12 protein-coding genes are annotated in these 13,727 nt (G+C 62.5%); 7 read left to right on the top strand and 5 right to left on the bottom strand.

The window, feature by feature from the left end; genetic code table 11:
* Positions 1 to 21 precede the first annotated feature (21 nt).
* On the top strand, positions 22 to 783 hold the full coding sequence (locus OKC30_RS09120; protein WP_234928685.1) for a class I SAM-dependent methyltransferase: 762 nt from the start codon (positions 22 to 24) through the stop codon (positions 781 to 783).
* Positions 784 to 863: 80 nt separating this feature from the next.
* On the opposite strand, the gene OKC30_RS09115 is transcribed toward OKC30_RS09120, so the two are convergent.
* The 4 genes from OKC30_RS09115 to rhlB form a co-directional block, all read right to left on the bottom strand.
* Positions 864 to 1,106 (bottom strand): Rho-binding antiterminator, encoded by a 243-nt coding sequence (locus OKC30_RS09115; protein ID WP_104455033.1) that lies wholly within the window; start codon positions 1,104 to 1,106, stop codon positions 864 to 866.
* Positions 1,107 to 1,136: 30 nt separating this feature from the next.
* Positions 1,137 to 2,120 (bottom strand): DUF4382 domain-containing protein, encoded by a 984-nt coding sequence (locus OKC30_RS09110; protein WP_104455034.1) that lies wholly within the window; start codon positions 2,118 to 2,120, stop codon positions 1,137 to 1,139.
* A gap of 202 nt (positions 2,121 to 2,322) precedes the next feature.
* Positions 2,323 to 3,813, bottom strand: coding sequence for a guanosine-5'-triphosphate,3'-diphosphate diphosphatase (gene gppA / locus OKC30_RS09105; RefSeq protein WP_104455035.1), 1,491 nt, complete (start codon positions 3,811 to 3,813; stop codon positions 2,323 to 2,325).
* A gap of 13 nt (positions 3,814 to 3,826) precedes the next feature.
* Entirely contained in the window at positions 3,827 to 5,116 is a 1,290-nt protein-coding gene (gene rhlB / locus OKC30_RS09100; RefSeq protein WP_042864702.1) for an ATP-dependent RNA helicase RhlB, read from the bottom strand.
* A 113-nt stretch (positions 5,117 to 5,229) separates the two neighbouring features.
* On the opposite strand from rhlB, the gene trxA reads away from it, so the two are divergent.
* From trxA to fre, 5 genes are all read left to right on the top strand, one after another.
* The gene (trxA, locus tag OKC30_RS09095; protein ID WP_010672369.1) at positions 5,230 to 5,556 is read left to right on the top strand and encodes a thioredoxin TrxA; all 327 of its coding nucleotides are present in this window, start codon (positions 5,230 to 5,232) and stop codon (positions 5,554 to 5,556) included.
* Between the two features lie 207 nt (positions 5,557 to 5,763).
* Positions 5,764 to 7,029 carry a transcription termination factor Rho gene (gene rho / locus OKC30_RS09090; protein WP_010672370.1) on the top strand — a complete coding sequence of 422 codons (1,266 nt, stop codon included), beginning with the start codon at positions 5,764 to 5,766 and terminating at the stop codon, positions 7,027 to 7,029.
* Between the two features lie 106 nt (positions 7,030 to 7,135).
* Positions 7,136 to 8,143, top strand: coding sequence for a hypothetical protein (locus tag OKC30_RS09085; protein WP_119197143.1), 1,008 nt, complete (start codon positions 7,136 to 7,138; stop codon positions 8,141 to 8,143).
* A gap of 33 nt (positions 8,144 to 8,176) precedes the next feature.
* Positions 8,177 to 9,646 (top strand): 4-hydroxy-3-polyprenylbenzoate decarboxylase, encoded by a 1,470-nt coding sequence (ubiD, locus tag OKC30_RS09080; protein ID WP_010672372.1) that lies wholly within the window; start codon positions 8,177 to 8,179, stop codon positions 9,644 to 9,646.
* A 155-nt stretch (positions 9,647 to 9,801) separates the two neighbouring features.
* Entirely contained in the window at positions 9,802 to 10,500 is a 699-nt protein-coding gene (gene fre, locus OKC30_RS09075; RefSeq protein WP_010672373.1) for an NAD(P)H-flavin reductase, read from the top strand.
* 139 nt (positions 10,501 to 10,639) lie between these two features.
* On the opposite strand, the gene ubiK is transcribed toward fre, so the two are convergent.
* Positions 10,640 to 10,897, bottom strand: coding sequence for a ubiquinone biosynthesis accessory factor UbiK (gene ubiK / locus OKC30_RS09070; RefSeq protein ID WP_010672374.1), 258 nt, complete (start codon positions 10,895 to 10,897; stop codon positions 10,640 to 10,642).
* A gap of 301 nt (positions 10,898 to 11,198) precedes the next feature.
* On the opposite strand from ubiK, the gene OKC30_RS09065 reads away from it, so the two are divergent.
* The gene (locus OKC30_RS09065; RefSeq protein ID WP_053288913.1) at positions 11,199 to 13,616 is read left to right on the top strand and encodes a VolA/Pla-1 family phospholipase; all 2,418 of its coding nucleotides are present in this window, start codon (positions 11,199 to 11,201) and stop codon (positions 13,614 to 13,616) included.
* Positions 13,617 to 13,727 lie beyond the last annotated feature (111 nt).

Below are 13,727 nucleotides of genomic sequence, written 5' to 3'. Positions count from 1 at the left end.
GCGCCGTGATGAGTCCGTGTTATGCCCCATATTCAGGTTTTCAGTGAAGTCCCCGCCCGCGATGGCGAGCTCGACGCCCTGCGGCTGCGGCTGGCCGGGGTGGAGTTTCCGGCCCCCTTCGCGCTGGTGCTGACCGAGGCACGGCTGGAGCTGCGCAAGCTGGACGAGCCCAAGCTGGGGGCCGTCTATGTGGACTTCATCGAAGGGGCTGTGGCCCATCGCCGCAAGTTCGGCGGTGGTCGCGGCCAGTCCATCGCCAAGGCGGTGGGGCTGAAGTCGGGGGCCATGCCGACCGTGGTGGACGCCACCGCCGGGCTCGGCCGTGACGCCTTCGTGCTCGCCTCCCTCGGCTGCAGGGTGACCCTGATCGAGCGCAGCCCCGTGGTGGCGGCCCTGCTGCAGGACGGCCTGGCGCGGGCGGGCCAGGATCCCGAGATAGGCCCCTGGGTGCGCGAGCGGATGCAGCTGCTGCACGGGCCGGCGGTGGAGACCCTGCTGGCGCTGACCGAACTGCCCGAGGTCATCTACCTGGATCCCATGTTCCCCCACAAGCAGAAGTCGGCGCTGGTGAAAAAAGAGATGCGGGTGTTCCAGTCCCTGGTGGGGGCCGATCTGGACGCCGACGCCTTGCTGCCGGCGGCGCTCAGGATGGCGGAGAAACGGGTGGTGGTGAAGCGGCCGGACTACGCGGGCTGGCTCAACGAGCAGAAGCCGAGCATGGCCATCGAGACCAAGAGCAACCGCTTCGACGTCTATGTGATGGCGGCGCTGGCGGCAGGCTGAATCGAGCGCGCTTGAGTCAAGGTGTCAGATAGCAAGAGGGCCCGCAGCGCGGGCCCTCTTTCGTTGTTCGCACTCGGCGGCTAGAAGCGGATCCGCTTCTCTTCCCCCTGCCAGAGCAGCTCCAGACTCGCCAGATCCGCCAGGCTGAGGCGCTCGCCACCTTGCAATAGCAGGTACTCGACGCCTTCTCTGGCCTCGATGGTGCGGATCCTGTCTGCCCACAGGCGGCCGTCCCGACCGGTGAGGGTGACCGGCAGCTGCCAGCGGGCGGCGATCTCGAGCCAGTCGTAGAGGTCGCAACTGATGGGTTGATACCCTGTCATGGTGCTTCTCCTACCTCGGCCCCAGGCCCGTCACTGGAAATTGATGCTGGTGGTCGGGGCCGTCACCGGCTGCGCCTTCAGCACCTGCTCCAGCTGCAGCGGGTCGTTGGCCAGCTCGGGATCATCCTCGTCGCCGTTGCAGACCAGCACCATGTCGTAGCTGCCGAGGTTGACGAAGCCCAGCTCGTAGCCGTAACCACCACCCGTCAGGGGAACGACGGGGGCGCTGGCGTAGAAGCCGTTGTCGAGGTCGGCCATGTCGGGATAGGCGTCATCTCCCACAGGGCGCAGTTCGTCGTAGAAGTAGACGAAGGCCTTGTCGGTGAGCTGGCCGCCGCAAAGCCCTGCCGCCACCGTGCCCCTGACGGTGGCGACCTCGGTGTTGTTCACCAGTCGCACCCCTCTGGGCTTGAGCTTGTAATGCTCCTCGTGGCCCGGCAGCACCATGGAGTGGCGCAGGTCGAACTCTGTGGTGAAGGCGCTGAGGCCGTTGGCGGCTATGGTGAAGGCATCCAGCTTGAGCTCGTTGCTCGGCACCTCCAGCGGCTTGATCACGCTGTCATCCTGCAGGACGTAGGAGTAGGGTGTGCCATCCGGGAATTGATTGCCTGCATCCCGGCCATCCAGGATCCGCAGCCGCATCTGGCTGTAGTCGCCGGGGACCACGCTCTGGCTGGCCAGCAGGGGGCGGCTGCTGGAGCCCGGGTATTTCAGCAGATCGATATAGGTGAACAGGGGGTGGCCTGAGGCGTCCAGAGGGATGATCTCTCCCGTCGGCGTGCAGCCATCGTCCTGGGCCGATGTCAGGAAGCTGGCGGTGGTCCAGGCCAGCTCGCTCCCCGAGACGGGGTGGATGCTGATGTTGGAGACGGCGATGCAGACCTTGCTGACCGAATCCACCGGGGCATCGGAGAAGGCCAGGGACATCTCGGCATTCTGCTGGCTGTTGTCGTCACTGCCGCCACCGCAGGCGGTCAGCAGGGCAGTCAGGGCTATCAGGGGTAAATGTTTCATGGTTTCCGTTCCTGTGAGAGAGACAACTCAACTCTAGCCGAGCCGCTGGCACAGGCTAGATGGCAGGGGGGAGCGGAGAACCGGAATTGGGTTGAAAGTACAATAAAATCAACGGTAAGGCGTTGAATGGCGCCAATGATGGCTGCGAAAGGGATTGTCGGAACGGGCGGGAAAAGAAGCGAAGCGGGCGCAGGGCGCCCGTTCAGGCTTCCAGCAGGCGGGTGGACCAGCCCATCTTCTGCTGGCGCTCCACTTCCAGGCGCAGCTCGCTGGCCCGCAGGTAGTGCTCGTCCAGCCAGCCCCTGGGCAGGGTCAGGGTCAGGGCATCCTCATCGGCCTGCAGCATGAACTGGGGCACTGTACCCTGGGTGCGGCGCATGCAGAGGATCAGGGAGATGCGCAGGATGCGGGCCAGCCGGATCGCCTGGCGAGCCGTCACGGCTCCCTGTTTCTCCAGCGGCTCCAGCTTGAAGTCGTCCCGCTGGTTGAGCAGCAGGGCCGACAGCAGCTTCTTCTGGGCCGGGGTGAAGCCCGGCATGTCGATGTTGTCGATGATGTAAGCGGCGTGTTGCGGCGCCTTCTTGTACTCGATGCACAGACCAATTTCGTGCAGCAGGGCCGCATAGCGCAGGATCGGGCGACCGTAGCGCTTGGAGAGGCGCCAGGCCGGCTGCAGCTGGGTGAAGGCCTGGATGGCGGTGTCGCGCACCCGCTCGGCGTGCTCCTTGTCCAGCTGGTAGCGGCTGATCAGGCTGTCGGCGGTGCGATCCCGGGCATCACAGTCGTGATTGTTGCCGAGCAGGCCGTAGATGAGTCCTTCACGCAGGGCACCGCCCGCCAGGGTCATGCTCTCGATGTCGAGGGTCTCGAAGATGGCGATCAGGATGGCGAGACCGGAGGGGAACACGGTCAGCCGTTCGGCCGCCAGCCCTTCGAGCTGCAACTGATCGACTCTGCCGCAGGCGATGGCCTGACCCATCAGCTCTTGCAACTTGGGCAGGGTGACCCGCTCGCTCTTGCCCTGGGCCAGCATGATCTCCTGCAGCGCCTGGACGGTGCCGGAGGCGCCGACGCAGGTGCGCCAGCCGAGGACACGGTAGTCCGCAGCCACTTTCTCCAGTACCGCCTTGGCGGCGGCAATGGCCTGGTTGAAGCGCGTCTCGGAGAGCTCGCCATCACCGAAGTGGTTGTTGAGCCAGGTGACGCAGCCCATGTGCAGGCTGTTGAGCAGCTTGGCTTCGCTCTGCTCGCCGATCACCAGCTCGGTGCTGGCGCCGCCGATGTCGATTACCAGCCGGTTGCCTTCCCCTGCCGACGTCCAGGAGACACCTTCATAGATGGTCTTGGCTTCTTCCTCGCCCGAGATGATCTCGATGCTGTGGTTGAGCACCCGTTCCGCTTCGCTGATGAATTCGTCGACGTTGGTGGCCAGGCGCAGGGTGGCGGTGCCCACTACCCGGATATTGTCGGACGGGATGTCCTGCAACTGCTCGGAGAAGAGGCGCAGACAATCCCAGCCCCGCTCCATGGCGGCACGGTTGAGGCGAAAATCGGCATCGAGGCCGGCGGCGAGGCGTACCTTGCGTTTGACCTTGGTGACGGTGCGCAGGGCACCGGCGACCTCGCGCACCACCAGCATGTGAAAGCTGTTGGAGCCGAGGTCGATGGCGGCATAGAGAGGCGAGTTGTGCAACTTGGCCGATCCCTCAGTTCTTGCGGGGGGGACGACGACGGTTGTTGCTGTTGCCACCGCCCTGGCGATCCCGCATGTTGCGGTTCACCGGCTGGCGGTTGCGGAACACCCGTTTCGGCGCGGTGACGTCATCCAGCAGCGCCTCGCGGTCATACTTGCTGACCGGGATGGGGTGGTGGATGTAATCCTCGATGGCCGGCAGGTTGAAGGCATAGTCTTCACAGGCCAGGCTGATGGAGTGACCGCTTTTGCCTGCGCGACCGGTACGACCGATGCGGTGGACATAGTCTTCGGCATCGTCGGGCAGGTCGTAGTTGAAGACGTGGGTCACGTCGGGGATGTGCAGACCACGGGCAGCCACGTCGGTGGCGACCAGGATATCCAGGGTGCCCTTGGTGAACTCTTCCAGGATCTTCATCCGCTTCTTCTGCGGCACGTCGCCGGTCAGCAGGCCGACGCGGTGGCCGTCGTTCTCCAGCCAGGCGTGAACGTCTTCACAGACGTGCTTGGTGTTGGCGAAGACGATGGCTTTCTCGGGCCACTCCTCTTCCATCAGGGAGAGCAGCAGCAGCATCTTGTCTTCGTTGGAGGGGTAGAAGAGCTCCTCCTTGATCCGCACGCCGGTCATCTGTTCCGGTTCGACCTGCACATGTTCCGGGTGGTTCATGTGTTCATAGGCCAGCTCCTGCACCCGCAGGGAGAGGGTGGCGGAGAACAGCATGCTCAGACGCTCGGTGGCGGGGGGCATGCGGCGGAACAGGAAACGGATGTCCTTGATGAAGCCCAGATCGAACATGCGATCCGCTTCGTCCAGTACCACGACCTGGATGTTGCCGAGATCGATGACCTTGGACTTGAAGTAGTCGATGATGCGACCCGTGGTGCCGATAAGGATGTCGACGCCCTGTTCCAGCACGGCCAGCTGCTTGTCGTAGCCTTCGCCACCATAGGCGAGACCGAGCTTGAGCCCGGTGGAGGCTGACATGCTCTCTGCATCGTTATAGATCTGGACGGCCAGCTCCCGGGTCGGGGCCATGATGATGGCGCGGGGCTGGTTGATGAGGCGCGGCCTGGTCAGCGGATGGGTCAGCAAATAGTTGAATGTCGCCGCCAGGAAAGCCAGGGTTTTGCCGGTCCCCGTCTGAGCCTGACCGGCGAGGTCATGACCTTCAACCAGCAGGGGCAGGGACAGTGCCTGGATGGGCGTACAATAGTGAAATCCCTTTGATTCCAGACCAGCCAGAACTTCGGGTTCGAGGCCCATTTGGGCGAATTTTTCGGTCGTTAGATGTGTTTTGCTCATGGCGGTAGGTTATCAGGTTAGGCTTGCAATAATAAACAGGATCATTTCAAATAGGGCAACTATTGCCTTTGTTGAACCATCAATAAAGCCTTAATTACTGACTGGAGTTGGAGATGAGTGACAAGATTGTTCAGCTGAGCGATGCCAGCTTCGAGGCCGATGTAATCAACGCCGACAGCCCTGTTCTGGTCGATTTCTGGGCCGAATGGTGTGGACCGTGCAAGATGATTGCCCCGATCCTGAACGAAGTTGCTCAGGAATATGAAGGTCGCGTGACCGTGGCGAAATTGAACATCGATCATAACGCCGACACTCCGCCCAAGTACGGCATTCGTGGTATCCCGACCCTGCTGCTGTTCAAGAATGGTGAAGTGGCAGCGACCAAGGTCGGCGCCCTGTCCAAGACCCAACTGAAAGAGTTCCTGGACGGCAACCTGTAATAATCAAGAAGGAGCGCATTGCAATAATGCGCTCCTTGTGTTTTATCACCTAGACGCTCACCCTGATTGGTGCTAGTTTATCGCTCGTTTGCTAACCTTTTTGCCTGACTCTTTGCTTAACTACCAGCCTGGCAAGTCAAATCCGATCAGCATCAATCCAGCAGACTGTCTCCTCATTTCAATCCTTGCTTACAGACTTTCACCACTATGAATCTGACTGAACTTAAGAACACTCCTGTGTCCGAGCTGGTCCAGCTTGGCGAATCCATGGGGTTGGAAAATCTGGCTCGGGCGCACAAGAAAGACATTATCTTTGCAATCCTCAAGGCGCACGCCAAGGGCGGCGAGGATATCTTTGGCGACGGTGTGCTGGAAATCCTGACCGACGGTTTCGGTTTCCTGCGCAGTGCAGACGGCTCTTATCTCGCTGGTCCGGATGACATCTATGTCTCCCCGAGCCAGATCCGCCGCTTCAACCTGCGTACCGGCGATACCATTTCCGGCAAGATCCGGCCGCCGAAAGAGGGTGAGCGCTATTTCGCCCTGCTCAAGGTCAACGACGTCAACTACGACCGTCCGGAAAACTCCCGCAACAAGATCCTGTTTGAAAACCTCACTCCCCTGCACGCCAACGAGCGTCTGCGCATGGAGCGTGGCAACGGTTCCACCGAAGACATCACCGCCCGTGTACTGGATCTGGCATCCCCGATCGGCAAGGGCCAGCGCGGTCTCATCGTTGCACCGCCCAAGGCCGGTAAGACCATGCTGCTGCAGAACATCGCCCAGAGCATCGCCTACAACCACCCGGATTGTGAGCTGATCGTGCTGCTGATTGACGAGCGTCCGGAAGAAGTGACCGAGATGCAGCGGATGGTGAAGGGCGAAGTCATCGCCTCCACCTTCGACGAGCCGGCCTCCCGTCACGTCCAGGTCGCCGAAATGGTGATCGAGAAGGCCAAGCGTCTGGTCGAGCACAAGAAGGATGTGGTGATCCTGCTGGACTCCATCACCCGTCTGGCCCGCGCCTACAACACCGTCATCCCGTCTTCCGGCAAGGTGCTGACCGGTGGTGTGGATGCCAACGCCCTGCACCGTCCGAAGCGTTTCTTCGGTGCGGCGCGCAACGTCGAAGAGGGCGGCAGCCTGACCATCATCGCCACCGCGCTGATCGATACCGGCTCCAAGATGGATGAAGTCATCTACGAAGAGTTCAAGGGTACCGGCAACATGGAACTGCACCTCTCGCGCAAGATTGCCGAGAAGCGCGTCTACCCGGCCATCGACATCACTCGCTCCGGCACCCGCAAGGAAGAGCTGCTGACCGCACCGGACGAGCTGCAGAAGATGTGGATCCTGCGCAAGATCATTCACCCCATGGGCGAGATCGACAGCATCGAGTTCCTCATCGACAAGCTGGCTGCGACCAAGACCAACGACGAGTTCTTCGACTCCATGAAGCGTCAACAGAAGTAACAGCCTCTTCAATGACAAAACCGCGGCCCAGGTCGCGGTTTTTGTTTATCTATTTCACGGCTGGCTTAGTAGTATGAAGCCTCGATGTCACAAGGAAAGGGACGTCATGAAGCTGGTGTTGTTCATATGGATGGGTTGGTTGTGGCTGGCGGCCCCGGTGCATGCCGATTCCCCGCCGCAATTGCAGGCTCCCCTGGTGGCGGACGAGGGACTGGAGGGGCATCGGGCGTACCTGGACGGCCGTATGGCGCTCGGGCAGTTTGATGCCATGGACTCGTTGCTCGAGTCCCTGTCGGTGGGGCAGCGGGAGTTCCTGTTGTTCCAGTTGCTGGGTGAGCTCAAGTCATCGGGCGCACCGAGCCCGGCGCTGCTGGCCTGGGTGCGGGCACAAGCGGCCAAGGCGCCACAATGGCTGGTGGAAGGGAAGGTGGACGGTTTCCTGGTGCAGCTACCCGCCTATGACTTCCCCGCCGAGGCCCGGCTGGTGCTGAGCCACTGGCAGCAGCTGGCTTGGCAGGACAACTATCGCCAGTTGCTGGAGCAGGATCGCTTCGACTTCAAGCAGGTCTACTACAGCCGCAATCCCGAGCTGGCACAGCAGCAGCAGGCCCTGCTGGCGGTGCTCGATCGGCAGCCGGTATCCGTGCTGCGTCGGGAGGCGCAGCGGCTTGCCGCCCTCAATCTCTTCCTGCCGGACAACCAGTTGCTGCTGCACTTCATCGAACAGACCGGGGAGACGGCACTCTACCTCAAGCTGTGGCGTCAGCCAGTGGATCACGATAGCCTGACTGCACTGCACACTATTTCCCGCTTTTATTCAGGGCAGGAGGCGAGCGATCTGCTGATCGCCGCCAGCCAGAACAGCCGCCTGATGGTCCCCGCCCTGCACCAGCTCAGCCGTCTCTCCCCCTTGCCGGACGGGGCCCAGCAGTTCCTCCTGGCCGAACTCGGCAAGCACCAGTATGGCGGGCTGGTGGCCGGCCTGTTGTTGCAGATGGACGAGCCCAGGCTCCTGGGTCAATTGGCAAACCGGCTGACGCTTCAGGAGCGGCGACACGCCTCGTCCGTCATGAGGTCCGATTCGGGTACACCGGATACGCCGCCAGGGTTATAATGCGGGACCACCTGATCCCGCTGGGGTACTTGCATGAAATACAAGGACTTGCGTGATTTTATCGCGCAGTTGGAACAAAACGGACAGCTCAGGCGCATCAGTCGCGAGATAGACCCCTATCTGGAGATGACCGAGATCAGCGACCGTACCCTGCGTGCGGGGGGCCCGGCTTTGCTGTTTGAGAATCCCAAGGGCTACACCATGCCGGTGTTGACCAACCTGTTCGGCACGCCGGACCGGGTTGCCATGGGCATGGGCCAGCCCAACGTCAGCGCCCTGCGCCAGGTGGGGACCTGGCTCTCCTACCTGAAAGAGCCGGAGCCGCCTCGCGGGCTCAAGGAGTTGATGGAGAAGCTGCCCATCTTCAAGCAGGTGCTCAACATGCCGACCAAGCGGCTCTCTTCGGCCCCCTGTCAGCAGGTGGTGCTGGAAGGGGACGCGGTGGATCTGGATCAGATCCCCATCCAGCACTGCTGGCCCGGGGATGTGGCGCCCCTGGTCACCTGGGGGCTGACCATCACCCGCGGTCCCTACAAGAAGCGACAGAACCTCGGCATCTATCGCCAGCAAAAGATCGGCAAGAACAAGCTGATCATGCGCTGGCTGGATCACCGGGGTGGCGCCATTGATTTTCGCGAGTGGCAGGAGGCCCACCCGGGCGAACGCTTCCCGGTGGCGGTGGCGCTGGGCGCCGATCCGGCGACCATCCTGGGCGCGGTGACGCCGGTGCCGGACAGCCTCTCCGAATACGCCTTTGCCGGTCTGCTGCGGGGCAGCCGTACCGAGGTGGTGAAGGCGCTGAGTTGCGATCTGGAGGTGCCCGCCAGCGCCGAGATCGTGCTGGAAGGCTATCTGGAGCCGGGGGAGATGGCCCCCGAAGGGCCTTACGGCGATCACACCGGCTACTACAACGAAGTGGACGAGTTCCCGGTCTTCACCATCACCCACATGACCATGCGCCGGGATGCCATCTACCACAGCACCTACACCGGCCGTCCGCCCGATGAGCCGGCGGTGCTCGGGGTGGCGCTCAACGAGGTGTTCGTGCCGCTGTTGCAGAAGCAGTTCCCCGAGATAGTGGACTTCTACCTGCCGCCGGAGGGATGCTCCTACCGGATGGCGGTGGTGACCATCAAGAAGCGTTACCCTGGCCACGCCAAGCGGGTGATGCTGGGGGTCTGGTCCTTCCTGCGCCAGTTCATGTACACCAAGTTCGTGATCGTCTGCGATGACGACATCAACGCCCGGGACTGGAAGGACGTGATCTGGGCCATCACCACCCGGATGGACCCGGCCAGGGACACCACCCTGATCGAGCACACCCCCATCGACTACCTGGACTTCGCCTCGCCGGTCTCCGGGCTCGGCTCCAAGATGGGGCTGGATGCCACCAACAAGTGGCCGGGGGAGAGCAACCGGGAGTGGGGTCAGCCCATCGTCCAGGACGAGGCGGTAAAGCAGAAGATCGATGCCATCTGGGACGAGCTGAAGATCCTCGACTGAGGGATCCCCGATGCGGCGCGGCCATTGTGACGCAAAAGTGCGGTATTGCCGTGCCGAATTGGGTATGCTCGACGGACCTGACCACCAACTGGTCGCCATAAAAACAGTGAAACCATGAGCGAAGCGGGCCGGGCAGGCCCCTCACAAGGACAAGAATGCAACGTATCAAGTGCCGCGTAGAGGAACTGCGCGAATATGTCGACACCATCTGGCACGTGGCGCTGGCGCCGCAGCAGGAGGTGAGCTTCAAGCCGGGCCAGTATCTGCTGGTGGTGATGAGCGATTCGGACAAGCGCCCCTTCTCCATCGCCAACTCGCCGACCCGCTCCGGCGTGCTGGAGCTGCAGATCGGTGCCACTCCCGAGAATGCCTATGCCGGTCAGGTGCTGGCCCGCATGCGCGAGCAGGGAGAGATCGAGGTCGAGCTGGCCGCTGGCAAGGCGTTCCTGCGCGACGAATCCCCCCGACCGCTGATCCTGATGGCGGGCGGCACCGGCTTCTCCTATGCCCGCGCCATCCTGGAATACCTGATCGGCAGCGGCAGCAAGCGTCCGGTGTTCCTCTACTGGGGCGTACGCCAGGCGCACTGGCTCTACGAGCTGGAGCAGATGCAGCAGTGGGAGCGCGACTACGCGCCGCTGACCTTCATTCCCGTGGTGCAGGAGCCCGAGAGCGACTGGACCGGCAGGACCGGGCTGGTGCACAAGGCCATCATGGATGACTTCGTCAGCCTGCATGACTACGACATCTATGTGGCGGGCCGCTTCGAGATGGCCGGTGCCGCGCGGGAAGAGTTCAAGGTGCTGGGCGCCGAGCCCGAGCGCATCTTCGGCGATGCCTACGAGTTTATCTGACCACGGCCAACCGCAGAGCGTCGATCTGCCCCCTTATCGTCTTGCGAGAGAAGGGGGGATGAGAAACTCGTTGTCCCCATAAAAACGACAAACCCCAGCCTGGCTGGGGTTTGTGCTATCTACGGCGGGTCACGCCGGATCATTCGCCCTTGGCAGCGAGCTGCTGCTCGAGCTGGGCCAGCTTGGCCTCGAGGGCGGTCAGCTTCTCCCGGGTGCGCAGCAGCACCTTGGTCTGCACGTCGAACTCCTCGCGGCTCACCAGATCCAGCTTGTTGAGCTGGGCCTGCAAGACCTGACGGGTCTTTTTCTCCACCTCTTCACCCATGCTGCGAATGCCGGGGGGCAGGGCGTTGTGTATCTGTTTGGCGATCTCTTCCAGTTTTTTCGGGTCGATCATGGGGGTCTCCTTAAGCAATGGCGCCATTCTACCGACAAATCGTCCCCTTTGCCGAGATCGGGGCGGCTTTTTGCGCCATGGATCCCATCGGGCTCTGGTCGGGTCTGGTTGTTGTACCCTGGCTGCTACCCTGTGACACCGGGAATCAATTCCAATTCCTTGATGGTGTACACAAAAAAATCAGATCAGATGACTGACCAGAGGCTTATTAATTGTTGCGTTGCTGTTAATATGATTCGGTCGGGTTTGAACCCTACCCCGTCAGGCTCATCATGGATAACAACATAAAAGAGATAAGGATATGAAGAAAAAGCTAATTTACGCGGCCGTCGTCAGTGCGCTGCTGAGCGGTTGTGGTGGCAGTGACGACAACACAGGCGATACCTCAAGCTATCTCGATTATCTGCTGAGCGGCTCCAATGCAGTCCGACCCAGCGCCCTGGCAGCCCGTGCGACCGACGGTACCCTGAAATTCTCCACGGAAACGGCGGATCTCTCCAACCCGGTGTCCGCCCTCTCTACCTTGGATGGCTGGTCGACCACCCAGGCGATCCAGATAGTGCCGGTGACGGCCTCCGGCATCCAGGTCAAGGCGCCGGCCGCTGCTGAATTCGCAGCCTCCGTGGCACCCCTCTACCTGATGGAGCTGGAGTTTGACAGTGCGGCCCTGCGTCCGAGCGGCGTGAAAAAGGTGCTGACCTACGGGGTGGACTTCGTGGTGGCCGAGACGACCGGCAAGCTGAATCTGGTGCCGCTCAAGCCGCTCAACCCCTCTTCCTACTACATGATAGTGGCGACCGATACCCTCAAAGACAGCACGGGTGCCCCCCTGCGACCGGGTAGCGACTACAGCAACTACAAGACCAGCACCGGCAGCAACGCCCAGGAGCAGACCATCAGCGGCCTGATTGCGCTGCAGGAAGGGCTGTTCAAGGCTGCCACCGGCATCACTAGCGACCACGTGATCTTCTCCGACTGGTTCGGTACCCAGTCCGGCGCCGACGTGCTGGTGGCGGTGAAAGGGGCGGCCGCATCCGTGCTCAAGAGCCCGACCCTGGACGCCGCCGCCCTGTGGAAGCAGGACGCCTTGGGCAATACCAGCCTGCCTGGCACCTATACCCTGTCGGTGAGCGGCGGCAGCCCCTTCCTGACCCAGCTGGACGCCGAGAACTTCCTGCCCCAGGAGCAGAAGGATGCGATTGCCGCCGCTTTTGGTGACGGCACTCCACTCCACAATCTGGCCTTGGGCACCACCGTCTACAGCGGCACCGTCAAGCTGCCCTACTTCCTCTCCTCCCCGACCACCGCCGGCTCCTGGGACAAGGCGAAGACCCAGTCCTGGCACGGTGCCATCCCCAGCCTCTACGCCATCGCGAACGCCCTGAAGGCCCAGGATGCCGAAGTGATCGGCGGCCTGGTGGGGGCGGGTGTGGATCCGGCCCTGCTGGGCGAACTCATCGCCGATCCGAGCCGTCAGGCCGAGCTGCTGGCGGAGGCGAGCAAGTTGATCGGGGTGACCCTCACCTCCGGCGGCAAGGCGCTGGATCCCGAGATGAATATCGGGCGCTTCAACCCGCTGCCGGCATTGGAAGAGGTGCAGTCCGTCCCGATGCGGATCTTCGCCGCCGCACCGCTGGCGAACATCACCGACGTGATCATCTATCAGCACGGCGTCACCTCCGTGAAGGAGAACGCCTACGCCCTGGCCCTTGGCCAGATTGGTGCCGGTGCCCAGGCGAGCAAGAACGTGGCCGTGGTGGTGATCGATCATCCGTTGCACGGTGAACGCGGCTTCGCCCTGACCGGCAGCATGGACTCGGTGACCACCTCCGACAACCCGACCCCCTACCTGAACCTGAGCTACCTGACCGTGGCCCGCGACAACCTGAAACAGAGCGTGGCGGATCTGCTGGGCCTGCGTCTGGCGGTGGGGCTGGCCAATGCCAAGGGGGCTATCGGCACTGCTGGCAGCCTCAAGGTACACTTCCTGGGTCACTCTCTGGGTGCCATCGCGGGGGCCAACCTGCTGGCGGTGGCCAACCAGTCTGTTGGCAACCCGACGGCAGACGCCCTGTTCAAGTTCGACACTGGCGGCCTGGCCATGCCGGGTGGCGGCATAGCGCCGCTGTTGCTGAACTCGCCGACTTTCGGCCCGACCATCCAGATGAGCGTGCTGACCGCTGGCAGTGCGGCCCTGAAGGCAGCCTTCACCGCCTACGCCCCGAACTGCAAGACGGCGGTGCCGACCTGCTTCGTCAACGAGTTCCTGCCGAGCCAGGATGCGGCCACCCAGGCCACGGCGGCCAGCACCCTGCAGAGCTACAGCTTCGCGGCGCAGTCGGTGCTGGATTCGGCAGACCCCATCAACCTGGGGAGCGGCATCGCGGCGGACTTCCCGCTGTTTGCCACCGAAATCGTCGGCGACGGCGCCCTGAGCCTGTCGGATCGGGTGATCCCGAACAGCATCGCCACCGCCCCCCTGGGTGGCACCGAGCCGCTGTTCAAGGTCCTGGCCCTGCAACCGCTGACCGCCACCGGCGCCGCCAACCACAGAGCGGCCCGCTTCGTGGCCGGGGGTCACAGCTCGCTGCTGGCACCGGACGAGAACTTCGATCCGACCGGCGCCGTCACCACCGAGATGCAGACCCAGTTCGGCAGCTTCTTCGCAAGTGGCGGTACCGCGGTCAAGGTGACCGACGGCAGCCTGCTCAAGCAGTAAGCCGGCCGACCAATAAAAACGCCGCCCCTTGGGGCGCAATGCTGATCAGTTAAGGATCCATTGACCGATCCTTCTGCTGTAGGACAATCCGGAACCAATCACTGGTTCCGG

This window comes from Aeromonas sp. QDB18, from assembly GCF_027705325.1.
In the GTDB taxonomy this organism is placed as follows: Bacteria; Pseudomonadota; Gammaproteobacteria; order Enterobacterales; family Aeromonadaceae; genus Aeromonas; species Aeromonas caviae.
The sequence above is the reverse complement of the archived record's forward strand: the minus strand, read 5'-3'. Positions and strand labels throughout refer to the sequence as shown.

What these genes read in the sequence shown, in the direction of transcription:
- rhlB (WP_042864702.1), bottom strand. Translation starts at nt 5,116, where the DNA reads ATGAGCAAAACACATCTAACGACCGAAAAATTCGCCCAAATGGGCCTC.
- ubiK (WP_010672374.1), bottom strand. Translation starts at nt 10,897, where the DNA reads ATGATCGACCCGAAAAAACTGGAAGAGATCGCCAAACAGATACACAAC.
- trxA (WP_010672369.1), top strand. Translation starts at nt 5,230, where the DNA reads ATGAGTGACAAGATTGTTCAGCTGAGCGATGCCAGCTTCGAGGCCGAT.
- ubiD (WP_010672372.1), top strand. Translation starts at nt 8,177, where the DNA reads ATGAAATACAAGGACTTGCGTGATTTTATCGCGCAGTTGGAACAAAAC.
- OKC30_RS09120 (WP_234928685.1), top strand. Translation starts at nt 22, where the DNA reads ATGCCCCATATTCAGGTTTTCAGTGAAGTCCCCGCCCGCGATGGCGAG.
- rho (WP_010672370.1), top strand. Translation starts at nt 5,764, where the DNA reads ATGAATCTGACTGAACTTAAGAACACTCCTGTGTCCGAGCTGGTCCAG.
- fre (WP_010672373.1), top strand. Translation starts at nt 9,802, where the DNA reads ATGCAACGTATCAAGTGCCGCGTAGAGGAACTGCGCGAATATGTCGAC.
- OKC30_RS09110 (WP_104455034.1), bottom strand. Translation starts at nt 2,120, where the DNA reads ATGAAACATTTACCCCTGATAGCCCTGACTGCCCTGCTGACCGCCTGC.
- OKC30_RS09065 (WP_053288913.1), top strand. Translation starts at nt 11,199, where the DNA reads ATGAAGAAAAAGCTAATTTACGCGGCCGTCGTCAGTGCGCTGCTGAGC.
- OKC30_RS09085 (WP_119197143.1), top strand. Translation starts at nt 7,136, where the DNA reads ATGAAGCTGGTGTTGTTCATATGGATGGGTTGGTTGTGGCTGGCGGCC.
- OKC30_RS09115 (WP_104455033.1), bottom strand. Translation starts at nt 1,106, where the DNA reads ATGACAGGGTATCAACCCATCAGTTGCGACCTCTACGACTGGCTCGAG.